At 58.7% G+C, this 22,888-nt stretch carries 16 protein-coding genes; 4 read left to right on the top strand and 12 right to left on the bottom strand.

Going from position 1 to position 22,888, the window contains the following annotated elements; genetic code table 11:
* Positions 1-241: 241 nt before the first annotated feature.
* The 8 genes from urtA to HX778_RS05160 form a co-directional block, all read right to left on the bottom strand.
* Positions 242-1,513, bottom strand: coding sequence for an urea ABC transporter substrate-binding protein (gene urtA / locus HX778_RS05195; RefSeq protein WP_176981443.1), 1,272 nt, complete (start codon positions 1,511-1,513; stop codon positions 242-244).
* Positions 1,514-1,545: 32 nt separating this feature from the next.
* Entirely contained in the window at positions 1,546-2,226 is a 681-nt protein-coding gene (locus HX778_RS05190; protein ID WP_176981442.1) for a GntR family transcriptional regulator, read from the bottom strand.
* 4 nt (positions 2,227-2,230) lie between these two features.
* A complete protein-coding gene (uca, locus tag HX778_RS05185) occupies positions 2,231-5,851 on the bottom strand; it encodes an urea carboxylase (RefSeq protein ID WP_176981441.1) in 3,621 nt (1,206 codons plus the stop codon).
* A gap of 10 nt (positions 5,852-5,861) precedes the next feature.
* Entirely contained in the window at positions 5,862-7,658 is a 1,797-nt protein-coding gene (gene atzF, locus HX778_RS05180) for an allophanate hydrolase (RefSeq protein ID WP_176981440.1), read from the bottom strand.
* A gap of 209 nt (positions 7,659-7,867) precedes the next feature.
* Positions 7,868-8,740, bottom strand: a complete 873-nt coding sequence (locus tag HX778_RS05175; protein WP_176981439.1) for an NAD(P)-dependent oxidoreductase — start codon at positions 8,738-8,740, stop codon at positions 7,868-7,870.
* Positions 8,741-8,752: 12 nt separating this feature from the next.
* Positions 8,753-8,986 carry a DUF2526 family protein gene (locus HX778_RS05170; protein ID WP_038472495.1) on the bottom strand — a complete coding sequence of 78 codons (234 nt, stop codon included), beginning with the start codon at positions 8,984-8,986 and terminating at the stop codon, positions 8,753-8,755.
* A gap of 167 nt (positions 8,987-9,153) precedes the next feature.
* Entirely contained in the window at positions 9,154-10,752 is a 1,599-nt protein-coding gene (locus tag HX778_RS05165; RefSeq protein ID WP_176981438.1) for an ABC transporter substrate-binding protein, read from the bottom strand.
* A gap of 136 nt (positions 10,753-10,888) precedes the next feature.
* A complete protein-coding gene (locus HX778_RS05160) occupies positions 10,889-12,088 on the bottom strand; it encodes an MFS transporter (protein ID WP_176981437.1) in 1,200 nt (399 codons plus the stop codon).
* A gap of 91 nt (positions 12,089-12,179) precedes the next feature.
* Between HX778_RS05160 and HX778_RS05155 the strand changes: the two genes are divergently transcribed.
* A complete protein-coding gene (locus HX778_RS05155) occupies positions 12,180-12,698 on the top strand; it encodes an Lrp/AsnC family transcriptional regulator (protein WP_038472503.1) in 519 nt (172 codons plus the stop codon).
* 2 nt (positions 12,699-12,700) lie between these two features.
* Here the strand turns inward: HX778_RS05155 and HX778_RS05150 are convergent, their stop codons facing one another.
* The 4 genes from HX778_RS05150 to HX778_RS05135 form a co-directional block, all read right to left on the bottom strand.
* Complete coding sequence (locus HX778_RS05150) at positions 12,701-13,762, bottom strand: DUF2955 domain-containing protein (RefSeq protein ID WP_176981436.1); 1,062 nt, start codon at positions 13,760-13,762, stop codon at positions 12,701-12,703.
* Entirely contained in the window at positions 13,752-14,813 is a 1,062-nt protein-coding gene (locus tag HX778_RS05145) for an HlyD family secretion protein (RefSeq protein ID WP_038472505.1), read from the bottom strand. The genes HX778_RS05150 and HX778_RS05145 overlap by 11 nt, the downstream gene beginning before the upstream one ends.
* 48 nt (positions 14,814-14,861) lie before the next feature.
* Positions 14,862-15,320 carry a MarR family winged helix-turn-helix transcriptional regulator gene (locus tag HX778_RS05140; protein ID WP_038472508.1) on the bottom strand — a complete coding sequence of 153 codons (459 nt, stop codon included), beginning with the start codon at positions 15,318-15,320 and terminating at the stop codon, positions 14,862-14,864.
* A 148-nt stretch (positions 15,321-15,468) separates the two neighbouring features.
* On the bottom strand, positions 15,469-16,020 hold the full coding sequence (locus HX778_RS05135) for a flavodoxin family protein (protein ID WP_176981435.1): 552 nt from the start codon (positions 16,018-16,020) through the stop codon (positions 15,469-15,471).
* Positions 16,021-16,288: 268 nt separating this feature from the next.
* On the opposite strand from HX778_RS05135, the gene HX778_RS05130 reads away from it, so the two are divergent.
* Genes HX778_RS05130 through HX778_RS05120 form a run of 3 tightly spaced genes read left to right on the top strand, consistent with a single transcriptional unit; the run spans position 16,289 to position 22,778 of the window.
* A complete protein-coding gene (locus HX778_RS05130; protein WP_176981434.1) occupies positions 16,289-17,665 on the top strand; it encodes an SrfA family protein in 1,377 nt (458 codons plus the stop codon).
* A 2-nt stretch (positions 17,666-17,667) separates the two neighbouring features.
* Positions 17,668-20,640 (top strand): virulence factor SrfB, encoded by a 2,973-nt coding sequence (locus tag HX778_RS05125; RefSeq protein ID WP_038472517.1) that lies wholly within the window; start codon positions 17,668-17,670, stop codon positions 20,638-20,640.
* A complete protein-coding gene (locus HX778_RS05120; protein ID WP_176981433.1) occupies positions 20,637-22,778 on the top strand; it encodes a virulence factor SrfC family protein in 2,142 nt (713 codons plus the stop codon). Before HX778_RS05125 ends, HX778_RS05120 begins: the two co-directional genes overlap by 4 nt.
* Positions 22,779-22,888: the final 110 nt, after the last annotated feature.

The raw sequence follows: 22,888 nt of genomic DNA, 5'->3' as shown, positions 1-22,888 counted from the left end.
GGGAATAAAGGCTTTAACCCTCTCCCCCAGAGAGGCGAGGGAATAACGAATTTAACCCTCCCCCCAGAGGGGCGAGGGAATAACGAATTTAACCCTCTCCCTTCCAAAAAGAGGGCATTCCCGCTTTTCTCCCTCTCCCTTCCAGAAAGAGGGCATTCCCGCTTTTCCCCTCTCCCTTCCAGGGAGAGGGCCGGGGTGAGGGTAAAATCAGCTAAGGGTATAAATCAGCTAAGGGTATAAATCAGTTGCCGGCGGTCTTTACCGGCAGCTCTGATTTCTTATCGTTCCCCGGAATAAACGGACTCCACGGCTGGGCGCGCACAGGTTTGTCGGTCTGCCACACCACGTTGAACTGGCCGTTACTTTCGATCTCGCCGATCATCACCGGCTTGTGCAGATGGTGGTTGGTGGCATCCATCGTCAGGGTAAAGCCAGACGGCGCTTTAAAGGTCTGCCCGGCCATCGCCGCGCGGACTTTATCCACGTCCGTCGTGCCCGCTTTCTCAACGGCCTGCGCCCACATATGAATGCCAACGTAGGTCGCTTCCATCGGGTCATTGGTCACGACGGTATTGGCATTCGGCAGATTGTGGGCTTTGGCATAGGCCTTCCACTCGTTAACAAATTGCTTGTTGGTCGGGTTATCGACGGACTCGAAGTAGTTCCAGGCCGCGAGGTTGCCCACCAGCGGTTTAGTGTCGATGCCGCGCAGCTCTTCTTCACCCACGGAGAAGGCCACCACCGGCACGTCGGTCGCCTTCAGCCCCTGGTTCGCCAGCTCTTTGTAGAACGGCACGTTAGAGTCACCGTTGATGGTGGAGATCACCGCCGTTTTACCGCCAGCGGAGAATTTTTTGATATTGGCCACGATGGTCTGGTAGTCGCTGTGGCCAAACGGCGTGTAGACCTCTTCAATGTCTTTATCCTGAACGCCCTTAGAGTGCAGGAAGGCGCGCAGGATCTTATTGGTCGTACGCGGATAAACGTAGTCCGTCCCCAACAGGAAGAAGCGCTTCGCCGCCCCGCCGTCTTCGCTCATCAGGTATTCCACCGCCGGAATCGCCTGCTGGTTAGGTGCCGCCCCGGTATAAAATACGTTCGGCGACATCTCTTCCCCTTCGTACTGCACCGGATAGAACAGCAGGCCGTTCAGCTCTTCAAACACCGGCAGCACGGATTTACGCGACACGGACGTCCAGCAGCCGAACACCACGGCCACCTTATCCTGGCTCAGCAACTGGCGGGCTTTTTCGGCAAACAGCGGCCAGTTTGACGCCGGGTCAACCACCACCGGCTCCAGCTTTTTGCCGAGTACGCCGCCCTTCGCGTTAATGTCGTCGATGGTCATCAACGCCACGTCTTTAAGCGGCGTCTCTGAAATGGCCATGGTGCCCGACAGCGAGTGCATGATCCCAACTTTGATGGTATCTGCCGCCTGGGCGGCAAACGCCAGCCCGAAGCTGACAACCGAAGCGGAAAGCGCGAAAGCTTTAACAAAGGTACGACGTTGCATAAGTCTGACTCCCCTGAAGAAACGATAAATGGTTAACTCAGCTTGAGTTGCCGAGCCTGGTGCAGCATATGAAGCGTTATCTGACGAACCTCTTTCTGACTTGCGGCGATGTGGTCGTGTAATCGGGTCTGTGCCTCCTCAAGGTTGCGGTCCCACACGGCGAGCAGGATTTGCCCATGTTCGGCGTACGTCGCACTGACGCGAGGCTTACGGGTAAAGTCCAGCCTGCGCACAATACGGATTTTCTCGGTGATATCCCGGTGAACCCTGGCCATTTCAGGGTTGCCCGCCGCAGACACCAGCGTCATGTGAAAAGCCTCGTCATACGGCGCGACGTTGATGCCCTCGTCGAGCGGCGGTTCCTCCAGCCAGAACTGCTTCAACGCCTGCAGCGGCAGCGGGCATACGGAATCAGCCCGCTGGCAAAGCCGTTTCACCGCCTCCAGCTCCAGCACGATGCGCAGATCGTAAAGCGATTCGAGATGATCGAAGTCCACCGCCCGGATCTGCCAGCCGCTGCGGGGCTGCACGTCGACATAACCTTCCTGCTGCAGGGCATAAAGCGCCTGGCGAACCGGCGTGCGGCTGGCGCTCATGCGGTCGGCAATTTCGTTTTCGCTAAAGCGGTCGCCCGGCAGCAGGAGAAAGTCGAAGATTTCCTGCTTTAGCTGCTGGTAGATACGTTCGGCTACGGCTTCTGGTCGCTTTGGCATAGGCCTACACCGCCTCCAGCCACAGCAGCGCATCCCCCGGCCCCACCGGTCGGCCCTGCTGGCACTGAATGCGCACGACTTTGCCGTCGCACGGCGCGCTGACTAATAGCTCCATCTTCATCGCCTCCACGACGATCAGCGGTTCGCCCTGCTTTACGCTCTGGCCCGGCTCAACGAGTATTTTCCAGATATTGCCGTTCAGGTCGGCGCTGACGAGCTGGCCGGCCTGTTCTTCCTCCGGCATAGCCGTCGCCATCAGCGCGCTCTCCACCGCCGCGCTTTCCTGTTCCTTCCAGTGCGCCACTTCGCTCAGGAAGGCCTCCTGCTGGCGGCTACGGAAAGCGGTAATATCGTCGGCATTGTCCGCAAGGAAACGGCTATATTCGGCAAAATCGAACTCAACCTCTTCGATCTCCACCTGTGCACGCCCTTCACGAAATGCCGTGCGGAACGTGGTCAGCTCTTCTTCACTCACCGGGTAGAAACGCACCTGGTCGAAGAACTTGAGCAGCCATGGCTCGTCGCCAAACTGTTCGTTTTTGAGGAATTTGTTCCAGATAGGCAGCGTGCGCCCCACCAGCTGATAACCTCCTGGAGAGTCCATGCCGTAGATGCACATATACATGCCGCCGATGCCCACCGTGCCTTCTGCGGTCCAGGTACGCGCCGGGTTGTACTTCGAACTCAGCAGGCGATGACGCGGGTCAAGCGGCACGGCACAAGGCGCGCCGAGATAGACATCGCCCAGCCCGAGCACCAGGTAGCTGGCATCAAACAGGATCTGCTTCACCTCGTCACGGCTTTGCAGCCCGTTGGTGCGCTGAATAAAGTCCACGTTGTTCGGCAGCCACGGGGCGTCTTCCCGCACCGTTTGCTGGTAGCGCTCCACCGCCGCCAGCGTGGCGCTGTCTTCAAAAGCCAGCGGCAGATGCACAATGCGCGAAGGAATTTTCAGGCGAGTCACATCGCCAAGCTGTTTCTCAATGCTCAGCAGCAGCGTCAGCAGCTGGTTTTGGGAGATACGCTGGCTGTCATAACGGATCTGCAGCGAGCGAACGCCGGGAGAAAGCTCCTCAATGCCCGTTTGCGCCGCCTGGTTAATCGCCTTCATCAGCAAATAAATACGCAGGCGCAGCGCCAGGTCGAGCACGTTATCGCCGTATTCGATCAACACATAGTTGTCGCCCGCCTGACGGTAAACCACCGCCGGCAGGGCTCCCTGAGCAGGGATTTCCGCCAGGATCGCCGCGCTGGTCGTCGCGCCTGGTGCAATAGAAGGATGCAGGTCCGGCAGGCTTGCCCCGGCACACAGGTTGGTCACCGCCACCTGCTGGGCGATTTCCAGAGACTGCGCGTGTTCAAAGCTAATGGCGTGAAAACGAATCCGGTCACCCGGCTTCACCTGCCCGACTTTCCACAATTCCGCTTTGGCAATAGTCACCGGGCAGACAAACCCGCCGAGGCTTGGGCCGTCACGCGTCAGGATCACCGGGAAGTCGCCGGTAAAGTTCACCGCGCCGATGGCGTATTCACAGTCGTGCACGTTGGAAGGATGCAGCCCGGCCTCACCGCCGTCGGCTCTGGTCCACTCCGGCTTGGGCCCGACAAGGCGCACCCCAAGGCGGTTAGAGTTGTAGTGAACCTGCCATTCGGCGTTGAAAAAGGTTTCCATCGACTCAGGCGTAAAGAAGTCCGGCGCGCCGTGCGGCCCGTAGAGCACGCCAATCTCCCATATCTCGCCGTACTGCGGGATCAGCGCGGGTTCCGGCGCCTGCGGCAGGCTAATCGGCGCAGGCGTAGTGCAGGCTGGCAGGCAAGGCTGAGAGATGGCCAGCACGTCCGCGACGCGCAATGTGCGCCCCGCATGTCCGCCAAACTGGCCGAGCGCAAAGGTAGAGCGACTGCCGAGATACACCGGCACGTCAAAACCGTTGCGTACCGCCAGATAGGTGCGGCAGCCGCTGCTGGCTCTGCCCAGGGTGAGGATCTGCCCCGCTTTCACCACCGTTGGCTGCCAGAAGGTCACCGGCTGGTCATCAAGCCGTGCCGGGCAAGGTGCGCCGGTCAGCGCGATGGTTGCTTCGCTGTGGAAGCGCAGCGTCGGCCCCTGCAGGGTAAACTCCAGCCCGGCGGCGGAAGGATGGTTACCGACGATGCGGTTCGCCAGACGGAAGGCAAAATCATCCATCGGCCCCGACGGCGGCACGCCGATATCCCAATATCCGAGGCGGCCAGGGCTGTCCTGAATGCTGCTCCAGGTGCCAGGCTCCAGCACTTCCACGGCCTGCGCCTGATAGCTCACGCTATCGAGCAGGCGCGTCCACATCACCCCGGCCTTAAACTCCGGCAGACGAACTATCTGCCGCAGATAATCCAGATTGGTGGCGATCCCGTGCAGCCTGGTCGCCGCCAGCGCGTCGTTCAGTATACTTAACGCCTGCAGGCGGTCTGCACCGTAAACAATGATCTTGGCGATCATCGGATCGTAGAAAGCGCTAACTTCGCTACCGGTGCTGACCCAGCCGTCAACCCGTACGCCCTCTGGAAAATAAACGTCGGTCAATACGCCCGGCGAAGGCTGGAAGTTTTTCAGCGCGTCTTCGGCGTAAATGCGGACTTCGATAGCCGCGCCCTGCGGCGCTTCGGCCATTTTTTGCCAGTCCGGGGAAGCCTCTGCCGCCACCAGCACCATGCATTCGATCAGATCCAGGCCGGTTACGCACTCGGTCACCGGGTGCTCAACCTGCAGCCGCGTGTTGACTTCCAGGAAGTAGAAAGCATCGCGTGCCGCGTCATAAATAAACTCCACGGTTCCCGCGCTGCGGTAGTTAACGGATTCACCCAGCGCCACCGCCGCACGATGCAGCGCCTCACGCGTTGCCTGTGGAAGATTGGGCGCGGGCGTTTCCTCGACCACTTTCTGGTTACGGCGCTGCAGCGAGCAGTCACGTTCTCCGAGGGCCACAACCTTGCCCTTCCCGTCGCCAAAGATTTGCACTTCCAGGTGGCGAGCTTTGTCGACAAAACGCTCGATAAACACGCCATCGTCGCTAAAAAATTGCGCCCCCATGCGCTTGACGCTTTCCCAGGCTTCAAGCAATGCCGTTTCGCTGTCGCAGCGGGTCAGGCCAATCCCTCCCCCGCCCGCCGTGGTTTTTAGCATCACCGGATAACCAATTTCCGCCGCCGCCAGCTGCGCTTCTGCAAGCGATGTCAGCAGCCCGGTGCCCGGCGTCATCGGCACGTCCACGCCGGAGGCCAGCTCACGGGCGCGGTGCTTGAGGCCGAAATCGCTGATTTGCTGCGCCGTTGGTCCGATAAATACGATTCCGGCCGCTTCGCAGGCCTCGGCAAATTCGGCGCGTTCGGAAAGAAAACCGTAGCCGGGGAAAATTGCCTCCGCGCCGCTCTCTTTTGCCGCCGCCAGTATTTTTTCGATATTCAGATAGGTGTCGCTGGCTTTATCTCCGCCAAGCGCCATCGCCATATCGGCGTCAATGACGTGCTGCGCGCTGGCGTCCGCGTCGGAATAAACGGCCACGCTGGTAATGCTCATTTTTTTCAGCGTGCGGATAGCACGACAGGCAATTTCGCCGCGGTTGGCAATTAAGACTTTGCTAAACATATTCCTCTCCTTAAGCGCCAGGTTGACGAGCCAGCCAGGCTTTCCAGCCGCCCCATGGGGTAATGTCCGTGGCGCCTTCTGTCGCGCACGGTTCACAAATAAAGCCCTTCACGCTGCGCCCGTCCTGCAAGGCCAGCGTGCCGATCCCCAACGGCGCGGGAATTTCAGCAACAAACTCACCGAAGCGTGCGAGCGGGATATCCCAAAGCTCAACGGCAATCGGCTGCCCTTCAGTGGCGCGAACCAGGCCAGGCTTCGGCGGCTGGGTATTGGCCAGGGCATACAGGCGATAGGTATCCGCCGTGTGGGTTTCTTCGACAAACACGGCATTGCGGCTGGTTAACTGATGATTGAGCGGCATACCACGCAGATGAGCGCCCACCACCGCTACGCGCACGTAACCATCGGCAGGCGTGCAGGTCTGAGCGGCGGGCAGTTTCAGCGCTGTTGCTCCGGCGGGGAGATCAAGCTGAGTCTGCCATTGCGCGCCAAAGTGGCTAAGCGCGGCATCATGCCAGGCAGGCGCGATAAGCGTAATTCCCGCTGGCAGGCCATCAGCACGGAAATCAGCCGGCAGCGCCAGTGCGCTCAGGTCAGCAAGGTTGGTAAAGTTGGTGTAGGTGCCAAACTGCGAGTTGTAGCGGACGGGCTCGTCGCGCATTTCGGCCAGCGTGTGGATCGTCGGCGACGTCGGCACCACAAGGGCATCAAACAAGGCAAGCTGCTGGTTAATACGGCGAGCCAGTACGGCGCGGGTATATTCGGCCTGCCACGCATCGCAGGCCGTGAAGCTCAGGCCGCTGGCGACGATACCGCGCACGGTGGGATCCATGGCATCAGGATGTTTTTCGAGGATCTCTTTCACCGCGACGGTGCGCTCGGCCACCCACGCCCCGTTATAAAGCTGTTCAGCAAGACGGGTGAAATCACTGAAATCCACGGCGACCAGCTCTGCCCCCATCGCCATTAATCTTTCTAACGCCCGCTGAAAAGCCTCCTCGCTGAGTTTGTCGCCAAAGAAGTTCAGTCGGTCTGGAATAGCAAAGCGCAGGCGCGGGCTAAAGCGAGCCGGGGCGGTATTAGGATTGCTGCGGGAATAAGGATCGAGCGGATCGTACCCCCCGGCTACATTTGCGATCAGGGCTGCATCCGCCGCCGAGTGGGCAAAAATCGAAACACAGTCGTTGAGGCGACAGGCTGGGACGACACCAGCGGTAGAGAGCCAGCCTTTGGTGGGTTTTAAACCGACGATATTATTGAACCCGGCAGGAACGCGCCCGGAGCCTGCGGTGTCCGTCCCCAAAGAGAAACAAACCAGCCCGCGAGCCACCACGGAAGCGGAGCCTGAACTCGAGCCGCCGCTGACGTAATCCGGGTTGAAACTGTTAACCACCGCGCCATAGGGAGAGCGAGTGCCGACCAGGCCGGTCGCAAACTGGTCGAGATTAGTTTTGCCCACCACAATGGCCCCGGCGGCGCGAAGGCGCGCAATTACCGTGGCATCGTCAGTGGGATGATAAGTAAATACCGGGCAGGCTGCGCTGGTGGGCATCCCGGCCACATCAATATTGTCTTTAACCGCAAACGGCACGCCAAATAACGGGAAATCCGCCGGTGTTTTATCCTCGTCATTAATGGCCTGCAATAATGAATTTATTTGCGCAGTTATTTGCTGTTCGCTGGCGATATATATCCAGGCATTATCCTGCCGTGAGATATTGGCCATTAATTGCTGATAAGCCCCCAGGAGCAAATGAGGCTGTTGCTGGTAATCGGTAATCCACTGCGACAAGAGAGCGACTGGCATAAGCTGGAATCCCACCTGGTATACAAGATGGAATAGATAAAGCAATTACGATGCCATGTTTAGTTAGCCAATGATTAGCAAGGAGTTTTAATCAATAAATAAGATTTTGTTATATTTAATGCACCGTGGCGGCGCATTGTTTTAGTGCGAGTGAATAATTAAGGGGATATATTTAGCGGCGAATGCAATGCGTTCGCCACCAATAAAACTTATTGCCCGCTACGGCGAGCGGACACCGTGGCTAAAGCCGCCCAGTCGAGCTGTTCATCACCGTGGGCCAGTGCATCAAGATAGTTATCCCGTAGCACGCCAGCAAATCCCATCGGCACATTTTTACTTTCTGCCGCCTGCTGCGCCAGACGCACGTCTTTCAGCCCAAGTTTCATGGTAAAACCTGCCGGGCTGTAGCGTGACCCGGCAATCATCGCCCCATAGTTTTTATAGGCCGGGGCGGCAAACAAGGTGCTGGTCAACATGCCGAGGAAATCCCCCGCTGTAACGTCATAAGCGCCGACCAGAGCAGATGATTCCCCCATCGCTTCAATGGCGCTGGCCAGCATAAAGTTAGCCGCCAGCTTCACCGCCGCTGCCTGCTCCGGCCTGTCGCCAAAGCGCCAGGTTTTCTGCCCCAGAACATCAAAGATCGGCTGCACGCTGTCCAGCAGTTCCGCTGGCCCGGCGGTAAGAATGTTCAGGTTACCCGCAGCTGCCACGTCCACGCGCCCCAGCACAGGCGCAGCGATATAACGCTGCCCGCCAGCGTCGGCCTTTTCCGCCATTTCATTGGTAAAGGCAACGGAAACGGTGGCCATGTTGATCCAGATAGCGCCCTTCGGCAGCGCGGCAAGCGCGCCCTGATCGATAATCACGCGGCGGCTGGTATCGTCGTCGGCCAGCATAGTTATCAGCACTTCGCTGTCGGTAAACTCAGCCGGCGTGGCTACAACTGTCGCCCCTTTTGCTTTTAAAGCTTCCGCAGGCGCCTGAGAACGGTTCCACACGGCAACCTGATGCCCGGCTTTCAGCAGATTTTCTGCCATCGGCTGGCCCATTCCGCCCAGCCCGATAAATCCAATACGCATAATAACTCCCGGCTAGATAATGGTGCCGCTGCGCGTTAACTGCTCGCGGCGCTCTTCGGTTTCTTCTCTGTGGTGATTGCCCTTGTGGGCAATGGCGATGCGCAGCCGCTGCTGTTGGGCATAACGGTCTTCTCGCGTCAGCTCTGCGTCGTCGCTAAGTTCAATCAACAGTTCGTTCATGTGGGTGATGACGTCTGCGGCAATCGCCGCGTCTACGCGGCTGATAACGTCTGAAAGATGGGTCATGGCGTGTTCCTTATCATGTTTTTCCCCTCACCCTAACCCTCTCCCCAGAGGGGAGAGGGAATAAGAAGAGAAACCCTTTCCTCATGGAGAGAGGGAATAAAAAGAGAAAGCATCCGTATTCCCCCTCTCCCTTTCAGGGAGAGGGCCGGGGTGAGGGTTGGTACTGGTTAGTCCAGCTTCGCTTTGGAGAAGTCACTCCCGGCGAGGCTAACGGTATAACCGCTCACGTTGCTGCGGGTCGCGTAGAAGGTTTTACCGTTCGCCAGCGCAATCCACGGCGCCTGCTGATAGTAAATTTCCTGCGCCTGCACATAGAGCTTCGCACGGGCGGCCGGGTCGCTGGTTAGCTTCGCCTTCTGCACCAGGGCGTCGTAGTTTTTGTCGCACCAGCGGGCAACGTTCGACCCACTGGCTACGCTGCCGCAGCCCAGCAGGGTATCGGCAAAGTTATCCGGGTCGCCGTTATCGGACATCCAGCCAAACAGCGCCGAGGAGTGCTCCCCTTTCCGCATCCCGGCCAGATACTCGCCCCATTCAAAGGTAACGATTTTGGCGTTCACGCCCACTTTCGCCCAGTCGCTCTGAATCATCTCCGCAATGCGGCGTGAGTTAGGATTATACGGACGCTGCACCGGCATGGACCAAAGATCGGTATCAAAGCCCTTCTCCAGCCCGGCCTGCTTCAGCAGCGCTTTGGCTTTTTCCGGATCGTAGCCGTAGTCTTTCAGATCCTTGTCGTAGCCCAGCATGGTCGGCGGGATCGGTGATTTTGCCACCGAGCCGGAGCCCATAAAGATGGCGTTAACGATAGCTTTTTTGTCCACCGCGTAGTTCAGCGCCTGGCGAACCAGCGCGTTATCGAACGGCTTTTTGCTGGTGTTAAACGCCAGATAACCGACGTTCAGGCCGTCAATGCTGTGCAGCGCCAGGTCTTTATTCGCCTTGATGGCGTCGAACTGTACCGGGCTTGGGGCCGGAATAATCTGGCATTCATTCTTCTGCAGCTTCGCCAGGCGGGTTTGCACGTTCGGGGTGATAGAGAAGATCAGGTGTTTGGTCGGCACCTCGCCTTTCCAGTAGTCTGGGTTGGCGACGTAGCGAATCACGGAGTCAATTTTATAGTCCTGCAGCGCGTAAGGCCCGGTGCCGATTGGGTTGTTGTCCACCCGCTCAGGCGTGCCGGCTTTCAGCATCGAGTCCGCATATTCCGCCGACAGAATAGAGGCAAAGTCCATGCCCCAGTCGGCCAGGAACGCCGCGTTCGGCTCGCTCAGGGTGAACTGGACGTGGTAATCATCCAGCTTTTTAACGTCCACGATGAGCTTATCGAGGCCCACGTCGTTAAAGTATTCGTAGTTCGCCTGCGACACCTTGTGATACGGGTTGTTGGCGTCTTTCTGGCGCATGACCGAGAACACCACGTCATCGGCGTTAAAGTCACGCGTGGGCTTAAAGAACTTGTTGCTGTTGAACTTCACGCCCTGGCGCAGGGTAAAGGTATAAGTTTTACCGTCCGGGCTGATTTTCCATTCCGTCGCCAGCGACGGCACCGGCGTATTGTCGGCCAGGTTGAAATCAATCAGGCGGTTATAAAGGGTTTGCGAGCTGGCGACAAAGCTTGGGCCGGAGCTGGCAATTTGTGGGTTAAAGGATTCAGGAGAGGCTTCGGAGCAGTAAACCAGCGTGCTGTTTGCCGCCGCCAATGCGCTTCCTGCCGGGAGGAGCGCGCTCAGCAGCAGGCCGAGCAGTGTTTTCCCTGTAGACATATCGTTTGCCTTTTATTTGCTTGCCAAATGGTTGAGCTACTTATTATTTCTCACAGTAATAACAGCACAGCCTGTAGCGACAAGCAAATGGCAAGCCTTCCCTTCTCTATACAATAGTGGCGGTTAACATGGGGACTCAACCCACAACCTTCACACCCTGCCCGGCAAAATCACGCCACAGACAGGTCAGCACCGCAATAATCATCAGCGCCAGAGAGGCCAGCGAGAGAGCGGTAAAACCATGGTCGGTATAAAGCGGCCCGTAGCTGCTGCTGCCGGCAAACACCGCCAGATAAGTCACCGCGCTATTTAGCCCCATCAGCGTGCCACGCTTAGCCGGGTCGATGGCCGTCAGGCGCTGAATCAATAAGTTCACCCCCAGGTGGTTCACCAGGCCCAGCACAAACAGCAGGCAGATAACCCCCACCAGCATGCTGCCGAACAGCGCCAGCCCAAGATAAACCGCAGCAGCAACCAGAAGAACAGGCGGCATCAGGCGTTTAGGGCCAAACCGGTCCACCATCCCGCTGAGCAATGCCGCACAGCCAAACCCTGCTCCATAGGCAATCGCCACCCCGCCGTTCGCCGTCACCGGCAGGCCGAGATCTTGATGAAGATGGTCGCCCAGATAGGCATACAGGCCGTAAAACGCGGTCATAAATGCGCCGCACACCACCAGCAATGACTTGATCCCCGGCAGGCCCAGCGCAGAAAGCGGTGACGGGGCAATGCCCGCCGCCGGGCGATCCTGCATATTCAGCCTGAACAAAGCAATCAGCGCCAGAGCGGCGAGACAGCTGACCGACACATACACCGCGCGCCAGCTGAACAGTTCGGTCAGCACCACGGAAAACGACACGCCGGCGATCATGCTCAGCGTCCAGCCTGTCAGCACTTTGCCGATGGTCCGGCTTTCACGCCCCGGCTCCGCGATGGCGGCCGCGCTGGCGTAAATCGCGGGCAGCGCGATACCCGAAGCGATCCCGGCAATCAGCTGGGCGGCAATAAACATCGCCACGGAGGGCGAAGCCGCGCAAAGCAGCAGCGCCACGCCCAGCAGCGTCATGGTGAATTTGAGCATCCGGGCAGAGCCGACTAAGTCGATAAGCCTTGCCAAAAACAGCGCACTTGTCGCCGTGCCGAGCCCGAAGGCCGCTGCGGCCATCATCACCGTCGGCACTGTCGCGCCTATGGATGACGCCACTGCCGGAGCGATTGGCCCCAGCACCATCGAGTTAGCGCCGATAACGCCGACGCAGCCGGTTAACACATATACAGCTTTGGCGGGAGACAGAGACGGCTCTGGATGCAGCTCCAGACACCGGCTATTTTTCATTTCACTTCCTGAATAATGATTAAACTTGACTTACATTCGATAAAAACCAATTTTATCCGAATGAAATTCAGCGTCATTAGCGAGAGTCGATATGAAAAAAGAAACAGACGGTATTAAGCAGAACGGTGCGGCAGAACGAGTTCTCGATGCCGCAGACCGAAGAATATTAGGCGCGCTGGTGGAGGATGCGACCATCAGCTATGCCGAACTCGGCGAAAAAGTGGCGCTTTCTGCGCCAGCGGTACATGAACGCGTTAAGCGCCTGAAGCGATCGGGCGTGATCCAGCAGACGGCGGCGCTGCTCGACCCAAAGGCCATCAACAAATCCCTGCTGGCATTCGTCCACATTGATACCAAAGGCTGGGGAAAAACGCCGGATCTGCTGCGCATTTCCGCCTACCCGGAGGTGGAAGAGATTCATTCCGTGGCCGGGGACACCTCCATGCTGCTCAAGGTGCGCACCGAGGACTCAAGAGCGCTTGAGGCCCTCCTCGCCCATCTGTATGAGATTAACGGCGTGGTGGCGACCAGAACCTACATCGTGCTGTCGACCTATCTTGAGCGCCCTGTCCAGCCGGGCATTACCCGCGACTGGCCGGAGCAGGACTAGCGTCATTTCACGATATAGCGCGTTGAGGCAAAGTTATTCAGTATCTTATGGATAATAAAGGTGACGGCCAGCGTGCCGACAATCGCCACCGATACCGATGAGATACGGTACAGCGCGCTAAAAACGATATCCTGGTTCGGGTGCATGTATTGCCCGAACATCAGCGCCAGAGTGGTCAGAATAGAAAAGCCCACGCCCGGCCCGACCTTCTCAAAAACGTGAATTCGCGCGGCCAGCAGCAGGCCGAGGCTAATCAACGGCATCAGCAGGATCAGGTGACGGCTAAAATCGTAGATAACCAGCTGGACCAGAATCGCATAGAGACATCCGGCTATTACCCCGACGATGCGCCACCAGGACGAAAGAATCGCCCCCCGGAAGTGCATGGGGAACAGAGCAAAAATCCCTGCCATCAGCGCGGCCAGGGAGTCATTCAGCGTGTAGACCTGGAACACGGTGAATAAGATGGTCGCCGTTAACGAGGCCAGCAGCGTTTCATGCATTACCCTTGGCCCGTCTTTTTGGATAGCAGGCGGCGGCTTGCGCGGCTCGACGTCCGGCAGCAGATAGCAGCTGAGCGCCGACAGCCCTACCGCCAGCAGGCTGCCGATGATGTTAGAAAACATCAGGTCGCTCATGTCGGTGGTCGGGTAGCTCAGGAAGTTTGCCATCACGCTTAAGCAGACCACGCCCATTGAGCCAAACAGGAAGAGCGGCCCCCGGCTCATCAGGTAGAAGCGCGTCATGTACATCAGGAAGACAATCAGCGTCATCGGCAGCGGGTAATTCACCAGCACCGCAAACAGCAGCGTCATTTCTACGCAATTAATCAGCGCATTGGCAATCATCTGCCGGGCGATATGGCCGTTAAAAACAGGCACCAGGCCGGTAAGCATGATGGGGTAAACCACATAGAACACCCCATACTGCGTATTGACCCAGCTGTAGACAAACATCCCCACGCAGCCCGCCATGACGATGCGCAGCATATGGCGGAAGTCATTGCCGCTGAACGGCGTCGGCGCGTTACGCTTCAGCGGGCCAAGAATAAATTTAATAAACATAATGCAGGTAGCTCACCAGCCTGATTTGCATCCCGCCGATAAACGAAGCGAAAGCGGAAGGTGAATTGTAGAGCTGCACCGTGGCCCGCGCGCCTGCCGGCAAATCTGGCGTTTTCCCGTCTTCAAGCAGCAAATGAATGCGCATGCGCTGCGCGTCCCTCACCCAGCGGTTTGAGGTTTCCGGGGCGGAAAGCTGGCCGTTAATAGCCTGCTGCCCCTGCAGGACCCCCGCATCTTTGCTGGTCACCCGGGCTTTGAAAACCTGCCCCGGAAGCCCGTCAAAAACGATATCCGCCGTGGTCTCTGGCCGGGTTTTGCTCAGGCTTTTCTCCCGGAAGTCGGCCACGATATCGAGCCTGTCGTTGACCAGCGCCAGCGCGGGTGCGCCCGCCCCCGCATACCAGCCCTCTTTCAGCTGCAAATTACTGATAATGCCGTCGCTGCTGGCCACCACGCGGGTGTAATCCAGGTTTAGCCGGGCGTCGTTCAGCAGGTTACGGTATTTTTGCAGCGTGACGTTTTGCTCCCCGCGTTCACCCCGCGAAATCACCAACTGCGCCAGCGACGCCTGGAGGTTGTTAACGTTTTGCACCGCGCTTTGCCAGCGCGTAAAGGCCGCATCCAGATCCTGTTTTGAGATCAGATTCCCGCTGCTCAGGCCGTTGTAACGGTGATAGCTGCGCCCGGCATTGTCGGCATCCAGCTGGGCGGCTTTGATTTTCGCCCGCGCGGCGCTGATTTGGGCATCAATTTGCTGGTTGTCGAGTATCGCTTGCTGATAAGCAATCTCCGCGCGTTCCAGCTGATTTTGGTAGGGCTTATTATCTATCTCGAACAGCACATCCCCTTTCTTCACCACGCTGTTATTGCTGACGTAGATATGCGTCACGTAGCCCGACACGCGGGATGAAACCGGGGTCACCACGCGCATCACGGTGGAGTCTGGGGTTTGCGGCACCCAGATATCGGCGGCCAGAAAATAGCAAAACATTGCGGCAAACAGCGCCAGCGTGACTTTTACCCAACGGGTAAATCGTTGTTCAGGGGTCATAACTACTCGCTAAATGAGAAATACGCCTGAATACCAGGCGTAAAAAAGCTACCGAATTTTGATCATGTTGGCGGCCAGCAGATTTACCGTCTGGCTGAACTGTTCTATTTGCTGCGCCGGAATGCCCTGCGCGACCTGCGCCTGACAGCGCTCCACCGTTTCACTTACCGCTTTAATCGCTTTTTGGCCTGCGGGCGTCAGCGAGATAAATTTCACCCGCCTGTCTTTTTCGTCCGGGGTGCGGGTGACATACCCTTCTTTCTCAAGCTGTGCCAGCGTGCGCGTCAGAGGCGGCAGGTCGATGCCCTGCGCCCGGGCCAGATCCGTGACGGTGATTTTCTCTCCCGCCACGCTGAGCTGCATCAGCGTCGTCCAGCTGCTCTGGGTCAGGCCGGTAAAGGCGACGGCATCATCCACGATGCCGCGCCACAGGCGTACCAGCATCGCCAGGCGCATCCCCAGCGGGCGTTCGGGAAAATCGACAATGTCGTACTTATCGTCATGCATGAGGTACTTCCCAGATAAATAGTCACCAAGATAATTATCATGATAAGTATTTATCTGATGAATACAACTGACAATAACCAGGGGTAATTACTGAGGAAGAAGCCAAAGGCAAAAGCGCCCGCAGGCGCTTTAGAAAAGAAGAGAAACGTTAGCTCAGGCGGGCGGCAATATCGGCCACGCGGGCGCCATATTTCACGGCGGTGTCCAGGTCGCCCTGGGCAATTTGCTCGGCGCTGGCATCGGCCGGGGACTGCACCAGCAGGCCTACGGAGCCGCCCAGATTGTTCACATCATCACGGGTCGCCGCCAGCGTGTTAGCAGGCAGTTGCCCCAGGCTAACCCAAATGCCGCCGTGCTGGGAGGCCAGGGTTTGCATCCACTGCAGGCTAACCTGCTTGTCGCCGTTCAGGCTGGCGCTGTTGGTAAAGCCGCCGAACACTTTGTCCTGCCAGCCGCGGGTAAACCACACTTTAGACGAGGCATCGGCAAACTTCTTAAACTGCCACGGCACGTTGCCCATGTAGGTTGGCGCCCCAAAGATGATCCCTTTGGCTTCGTTCAGTTTTTGCCAGTCCGCTTCCTGAATATCACCGTTGCTGTCTACGGCGATCAGTTCGGCGTTTGCCCCTTGCGCAACGTGCTCTGCCACACGTTTAGTGTGGCCGTATCCGGAAAAGTAAATAACAACGATTTTAGCCATAATGTTTCTCGACATGGTTAGAGGGAAAGCTCCGGCCTGCTGGCCGCGAAAACGGAGCCCATCGTGTCTGCCTTTTTCTTTCTGGTCAAGAAGTTACCCGCCGGTAAGTGACTTACCAGCAGGTAAGTATAGCCGCCTCATTTTATCTAATAGCCAGATAATTTACCCATTTTGCCGTCTCTTCAGCCGTTTGACTTAGGGCCGCTTCGTTAAACTGTAAAGCGTGAAGATGGCTCTCGGGTGAGCCGTTAACAGCAGGATTGATGACGTGGCAAAAACATTATTGCGCAGCGGATGCCTGGATGACTTTCTCGCGCTGGGCGAAAACGGTCAGGCGGTATTTGATTCGGCGTTTCAGATACGTGAAACCTTACGCCTTCGTAAACAGCAGGCGGTCGCCGATGCCCTGGCCATTCCCCAGCCTAACGACGAAGGTGACCGGGTAGACTGGTACGCGCCTCAGGAAGGCAGCGTCACCAGCTGGGCCGCCGCCAGCGACGAAGAGCGTCGCACCGCCCTTCGCTATCTGGATAATTGCTTATCTAACGTAGCCTCGCTCAGCGCCCGCTGCCAGCAGGCGGATAAAACTTCGATTCGCCTGTTTGGGGCGCTGCTGGAAAAAGCCCTGCAGTTCCCCGGCAGTCAGCACGTCTATCTGGTGAACGGCAAGCCGGTTCTCACCTTCTGGGGTTTTGTGAACCTCAACCAGGGCGCACGGGATGACGTGCTGGAGTGCCTGCGCGTTATTGAGCCGCGCGAGCCGGAAATCGCCTTTATCCCAGAAGAAGCCATGCCGGAGCCCGAACCGCTGCCGGTAGAAATCAGCGAGCCGGAAAAACCGCTGCTTGAAACCCCGCGAGCCGTTCAGGTATCCGAAGATTCTCCTGTTTACAGCCTCTCGACAGCCGCCATTAAGGCAGCGCCGGTTGAAGAAGAAAAACCCGCGCCACGTCCGGAACCCGTCGTCATAGCGAAAAAACCACGTCGCCGCTGGCTGCTGCCGGTCGCCGCCGTGATTGCCGTGGCCGTTGCGGCACCAGTTAGTTACCTGTTGCTTAGCGGTAATCAGGCCGAGCCTGTGGCAATGGCCCAGGCCGAAGTTCAGCCTCAGCCTATTGCGCCTGCGCCAATCCAGGCCGTAGACGCGGTAAAAACCACCCTGCCGCTGACGCCTGCCGAGGTTGTAGCCCCGGCAAAACCAGAGCCAGAACCTGCCGCAGCACCTGAGCCAGAGGCCATTGCCGTTGCGGCAGACGTGCCGAAGAATGCGTTAATTTTACCGGCTGAGGCGCTGAAAATGGGCTCCACTAAATTCCTCAACGGCACCTGGCGTGCGCAAATTAATTTCAGCGACCCAATCACCGGCAAAGCCCCAAGCCTGCGCTACCAGATTGCCAACAATAAAGGCACGGTGCGCCTGGTGCACGGCGATAACATTGTCTGTAAAGCAGAGATGTTTTCCGGCCTGCATCAGAACGGCGCGCTGATGATTAAAACCCGCGGCAGCGCTCGCTGCAGCGACGGCAGCCGCTACCCGATGCCGGAAGTGACCTGTAAAACCGGCAGCAACGGCGCCGCCGTTTGCACCGGGCGCTATGATGGCGACAAGGTCATCCCCATCACCTTCCGCAAAGTGAGTAACTGAGAATGCTGGCGACCCTTTTTCACTACAAGCCGAGCGTCACGCTCATCAAAGACAGCGGCATTCAGTTCCTGGATTTCGGCCTTGCGCCGCAGACTAACGCCGCCCACGCCGGGCGCTTTGTACGCCAGACGGCCAACGGCCCGCTGCTGCGTCTGGACTACGACGTTGTGCCGGGGAAATTTACCCTGCCGGGAGAAAACGGCGCCGCGCCAGAAGTGGTGAAACCCGAAAGCACCATTACGCTTGGCCACTCCCTGCGGGTGATGGATAAGACCTGGCTGCCGCTGCCTTTCCTGCGTTTTAACCCGCCCCGTACCTTTGTTGGTGGCCCCGATAACTGGGCGCGCGTTCAGGTTCGGGTGCTGGAAACGCCAGACCCTGCGGGCAACACCGTGCGCATTAGCATCGCCCTGGACAGCAAAATCTACGCGGATGACCACCCGGCCGCGCACCTTGCGCCAACCGAAAGCGACGTGCGTAACGGCGCTCGTTTTGCCCTTGCCTGGCATAACCACGAGATCAAAGAGTTTCTCGATCAGACCTGGGTGGACGGCTGGCTGCGCGAAACCTTTGCTCAGTTCGCCACCCGCGTTGAAGAACGCTCGGAGCGCGACCTCACCGCGGCGATGAAAGCCTTTGAGTACCAGGCTCACTACCTGAATATTCTTGAGCTTATCGGCAATCAACTGGCGGTGCCGGAAGTGAAAATCGTCACGGCGACCCTGCAATCCCCGCCGATTGACGTAGATTTAGTGCTCGACGTCGGCAACACCCATACCTGCGGCGTGCTGATTGAAGATCACGGCGAAGAGAACGATGGCCTGCGCCAGACCGCCGAGCTGCAAATCCGCTCCCTGAGCGAGCCACAGCTGATCAACGACGCGATGTTCACCAGCCGCCTTGAATTCAGCGAGGCGAAGTTCGGCAAGCAGCATTTCTCCGTCGAAAGCGGACGTGACGACGCTTTTGTCTGGCCTTCTATTGCCCGCGTCGGCGATGAAGCCCGCCGCATGGCCTGCGCTCGCCTCGGCACCGAAGGCGCCAGCGGGATCTCCAGCCCGCGCCGCTACCTGTGGGATGTCACGCCAGCCAGCCAGGACTGGCGCTTCAGCCAGATGGGCGTCAAAACCCAACGCGAGCCGCTGGCAACCGCCTTCCCGCTGATGAACCTGATGAACGATGACGGGCAGCCGCTGTACGCCCTGCCGATGGACGAGCGTCTGCCGGTGTTTTCGCCGCAGTACAGCCGCAGTTCGCTGATGACGCTGATGCTGTGCGAGCTGCTCTCTCAGGCGCTGATGCAGATCAACAGTATTGGCTCCCGCCAGAGCATGGGGCACCCGACCTCACCTCGCCAGCTGCGTAACCTGATCCTGACGCTGCCTTCCGCCATGCCGAAGCCGGAGCGCGAGCTGTTCCGCCAGCGTATGCAGGAGGCTGTAGGCCTGGTGTGGAAGGCGATGGACTGGCACCCGACCGACGACGGGTTCACCCTCGAGCGTGACAAAAAGAAAAGCATCGTGCCGGTGCCAGAAGTGCAGATGGAGTGGGACGAAGCGACTTGCGGCCAGCTGGTCTGGCTGTATAACGAAGCGCTGGTTAACTATGCCGGGCAAACCGGGCGCTTCTTTGAGAGCCTCGCCCGCCCTGACCGCGCCCTGACGCCGGACGAACCTGTCGGTAAAACCCTGCGAGTAGCCTCCATTGACATCGGCGGCGGTACCACCGACATGGCCATCACCCAGTACCAGCTGGATGACGGCGTAGGCAGCAACGTGAAAATCGCCCCGCGCCTGCTATTCCGCGAAGGTTTTAAGGTCGCCGGGGACGATATTTTGCTGGACGTGATTCAGCGCTGCGTGCTGCCCGCTTTACAGGCCCACATCCATAAAGCAGGCGTAGCCGACGCGCCAGGCCTGATGACCACGCTGTTCGGGGAGTCCGGCCGCATGGATACCCGCGCCACGCTGCGCCAGCAAACCGCGTTGCAGCTGTTTATTCCGCTTGGGCATGCGGTGCTGTCATTCTGGGAAGAGAGCGACCCGGAAGAGCCGAATGCCGTCCTTGAAGCCACCTTTGGCGAGCTGCTGAGCCAGCTGCCAACCCGCAACGTGATCAATTACGTTCAGCAGGCCGTGCAGCATGAGCTACCGGCCGATGCGCCGCAGTTCGACATCATGAGCGTGCCGCTGCAGGCAGAAATTGCCGCGCTGCAGGATGCCCTACTGGCGGGCCAGTTTACCCTCACCGCGCCGCTGCAGGCGTTGTGCGAGGTTATCAACCATTACTGTTGTGACGTGCTGTTAGTCACCGGTCGCCCGGGCTGCCTGCCGGGCGTGCAGGCGCTGCTGCGCCATCTCCAGCCGGTGCCGGTTAACCGCATCGTCTGGCTCGATAACTACCAGACCCACGAGTGGTATCCGTTCAGCCAGCAGGGCCGCATCGGCAACCCGAAATCTACCGCCGCGGTGGGCGCGATGCTGTGCAGCCTGGCGATGGACCTGCGTCTGCCGAGCTTTAACTTTAAGGCCGCCGATATTCAGGCCTATTCCACCGTGCGCTATCTGGGCATGCTGGACGGCAACGACCGGCTGCTGGAAGACAACGTCTGGTACCGGGATATCGATCTCGACAGCCCGCAGGCGAGCCTGGACACCAGAGTCCACTTCCCGCTGCGCGGCAACGCCTGCCTGGGCTTCCGCCAGCTGGATAACGCCCGCTGGCCGGCCACGCCGCTCTACACGCTGGCGATTAACTCGCCGCAGCTGGCGAAATCTATCGCCGGAGACGGCGTGCTGAACGTACGCCTGAAACAAACCCGCGAGGCCGAGTCGTTTCACCTCGCCGAAGCCTGGCTGTCGGACGGCAGCAAAGTCCCTCTCGAACAGCTTAGTTTTAAACTGAATACCCTCGCTGGCAGCTACAGCGGGGCGACGCATTACTGGATAGACAGCGGGAGCGTTTACCAAAAATGAAGCAGCTAACTACCTCGCTCAGCCCTCTGGTGACCTGGGTTCAGATGACCCGAACTTTCTCTCCGCTGCTGGATAACGAAGCGGACAGCCTGCTGGCCCGCCTGCAGCAGTTGAGCGAACGCCAGCGCCGAATCAGCGCGCTGGAAGACGCTCCGCTGACGCTGGGGATTTATGGTCACGCTCTGGACGGCAAAAACCACCTGCTGAATACCCTGCAGGGCAGCCCGAACGGGCGCATTGATATTCAGCTCGGCGATAAGCGCCTGGACTACCTGACGCACATCAATCCGGGGCATACGCCAGCCACCATGGCGGTGCGTTTTAGCGCGCAGCACGCGCCGGAAGTGGATAATTACCCGCTGCTGTTGACGCTGTTTAGCGAAGCCGAACTGGCACAGCAGTTTATCAACCGTTATCACGCTTCTGACGCGCCTCGCCTGGCGACGTCCAGCGCGGTTGCCCTGCGCCTGACCGAACTTGAGTCCCGCCGTCAGCCCGTGCAAACGCCAGGCTTAACCAGCGAAGAAACTGCCGATCTGCTGCACGGCTACCACCGCCTTCAGCGTCGCCAGAATCACCTGGACGAGCACGTTGGTTACCAAATGGCGCAGCTTGCACCTTACCTCTGCGTAGAAGATCGGGCCGCGCTGTTCGCCCTGCTGTGGGGGGAAGATAGCGCCCTGACGGAAACCTGGCAGCGGCTGGCGCTGGCGCTGCTGCATCTCGGCAGCGTGGAGCAAGTGCTGGCCCCGGCAAGCCTGGTCGTCGACAGCTTCCTGCTCCCGACAGAGGGTTTTCTGATCCCGGCTGGCCCGGAAGACGTGCCTGAACAGGCTGACGTGATGGTTTGCCCGCTGGTGGATAATCTGCCTGGCTCCCATCTGAGCCTGCCGCAAAACGATCTCGCCCAGCTGTGCGCGGAAGTCATTTTTACCCTCAGCCAGCCGTCGGCGCTGGCTAACGTAGATTTACTGGATATCCCACCCCAGTTGCTGACCTGGTACACAACTCGCCTGCAGCCGGACACTTTGCTTGTTTGCAACGCCGTCAATGAGCGCGGTGAAGTGCAGGCGGCGGGCAAAGCGCTGGCGTGGTGGGTGGACAGCACCCAAAGTCCGGGACACAGTGCTCTGCCGGGCCTGGTCTGGGCGATTACCCCGTTTGATGCCCGCTTTACCCTGGGTACCAGCCTTGATGACGGCGTTCAGCGTCTGGTCGGCTATCCGGGTAAACGTTGGGGCACGCTACAGGCGCTGGACAGTAGAAACATGCATCGCCTGCTGGAATGGTTGACCGATGCGCTCAATACCACCCGCCGGGAGCAGCGTATTGCCGCACTGCGCAACGACCTGGACACGCAAACCGTCGCGCTGTTCCAGCGCTTTATTGACGCGCAGCAGGTTACGCCCCAGCAGGCACGCCAGCAGGCCGAAGATCTTGTGCGCGCCCTGCAGGCGAGAGCCACCCAGCATGGAAATTTGCTGGCAAGCCTTGTACCGTCTCGTGATGCGCTTCAGCAGCGCTGGCTGCGGCATCAACAGCAGCATCAGCCTAAGCCGGAAGGCTTTGCGCTGGAAATAGACCTGTTTGCCGACGGCACCGAGCATGAAGCCTCGCAGAGCGAGGGCATTAGCTATGCCCGTGCCGTGCATCAGCTTTGGGTTAACCACCTGCGCCTGCTGGGCCATCGCCGCGAGGCAGCGCACCAGTTTGGCCTGGACAGCGTGCAGCTTCAGGCTTTGTGCGATGTGCTGATCGTCGCCAGCTATCGGCTGGATGTGCCGCTGATGCTGGAACGCAGTATGCAAAACGGTGATTCAGGGCTTGAGCTGGATATCTCCCGCGCCAGCACGGTGCTGGGTGATTTCATTGCCTGGCTGGGCTACGCCAGCGTGCCCGTTTCTGGCCGCCCGGCAAGCCGCGTGAACAAGGGCCTGGCGGTGTTTGCCCCTCCCGCACAGGCGGATATCAGCCGCCGACTGACGCAGCTCGGCGAGCAACCCACACGCGGCAACGCCAGCTATGTTTATGACTGGCTGGTCGCGCTGTATACCCGAGCCACGGAAAATATCGGTTACCAGAACCCGCTGGATATTAACGATAAGCAGCGGCAAACGCTGTTGAAGCTGCTGGGGTAAATTGGGGAACATTATCGCTGAGTAGATCGGCACGATGCTCTATGAAGAAATGATGAAGGTTCCGTTCACTTCCAGCCCTGTTTTATATGCAGCCACCGAACCGGTGAACG

This window comes from Cedecea sp. P7760, from assembly GCF_013386425.1.
GTDB lineage: Bacteria > Pseudomonadota > Gammaproteobacteria > Enterobacterales > Enterobacteriaceae > Cedecea > Cedecea selenatireducens.
The sequence above is the reverse complement of the archived record's forward strand: the minus strand, read 5'-3'. Positions and strand labels throughout refer to the sequence as shown.

Coding starts and splice junctions, on each gene's coding strand:
- urtA (WP_176981443.1), bottom strand. CDS start 1,513: ATGCAACGTCGTACCTTTGTTAAAGCTTTCGCGCTTTCCGCTTCGGTT.
- HX778_RS05165 (WP_176981438.1), bottom strand. CDS start 10,752: ATGTCTACAGGGAAAACACTGCTCGGCCTGCTGCTGAGCGCGCTCCTC.
- HX778_RS05125 (WP_038472517.1), top strand. CDS start 17,668: ATGCTGGCGACCCTTTTTCACTACAAGCCGAGCGTCACGCTCATCAAA.
- HX778_RS05175 (WP_176981439.1), bottom strand. CDS start 8,740: ATGCGTATTGGATTTATCGGGCTGGGCGGAATGGGCCAGCCGATGGCA.
- HX778_RS05155 (WP_038472503.1), top strand. CDS start 12,180: ATGAAAAAAGAAACAGACGGTATTAAGCAGAACGGTGCGGCAGAACGA.
- atzF (WP_176981440.1), bottom strand. CDS start 7,658: ATGCCAGTCGCTCTCTTGTCGCAGTGGATTACCGATTACCAGCAACAG.
- HX778_RS05170 (WP_038472495.1), bottom strand. CDS start 8,986: ATGACCCATCTTTCAGACGTTATCAGCCGCGTAGACGCGGCGATTGCC.
- HX778_RS05120 (WP_176981433.1), top strand. CDS start 20,637: ATGAAGCAGCTAACTACCTCGCTCAGCCCTCTGGTGACCTGGGTTCAG.
- HX778_RS05140 (WP_038472508.1), bottom strand. CDS start 15,320: ATGCATGACGATAAGTACGACATTGTCGATTTTCCCGAACGCCCGCTG.
- HX778_RS05150 (WP_176981436.1), bottom strand. CDS start 13,762: ATGTTTATTAAATTTATTCTTGGCCCGCTGAAGCGTAACGCGCCGACG.
- uca (WP_176981441.1), bottom strand. CDS start 5,851: ATGTTTAGCAAAGTCTTAATTGCCAACCGCGGCGAAATTGCCTGTCGT.
- HX778_RS05135 (WP_176981435.1), bottom strand. CDS start 16,020: ATGGCTAAAATCGTTGTTATTTACTTTTCCGGATACGGCCACACTAAA.
- HX778_RS05190 (WP_176981442.1), bottom strand. CDS start 2,226: ATGCCAAAGCGACCAGAAGCCGTAGCCGAACGTATCTACCAGCAGCTA.
- HX778_RS05160 (WP_176981437.1), bottom strand. CDS start 12,088: ATGAAAAATAGCCGGTGTCTGGAGCTGCATCCAGAGCCGTCTCTGTCT.
- HX778_RS05145 (WP_038472505.1), bottom strand. CDS start 14,813: ATGACCCCTGAACAACGATTTACCCGTTGGGTAAAAGTCACGCTGGCG.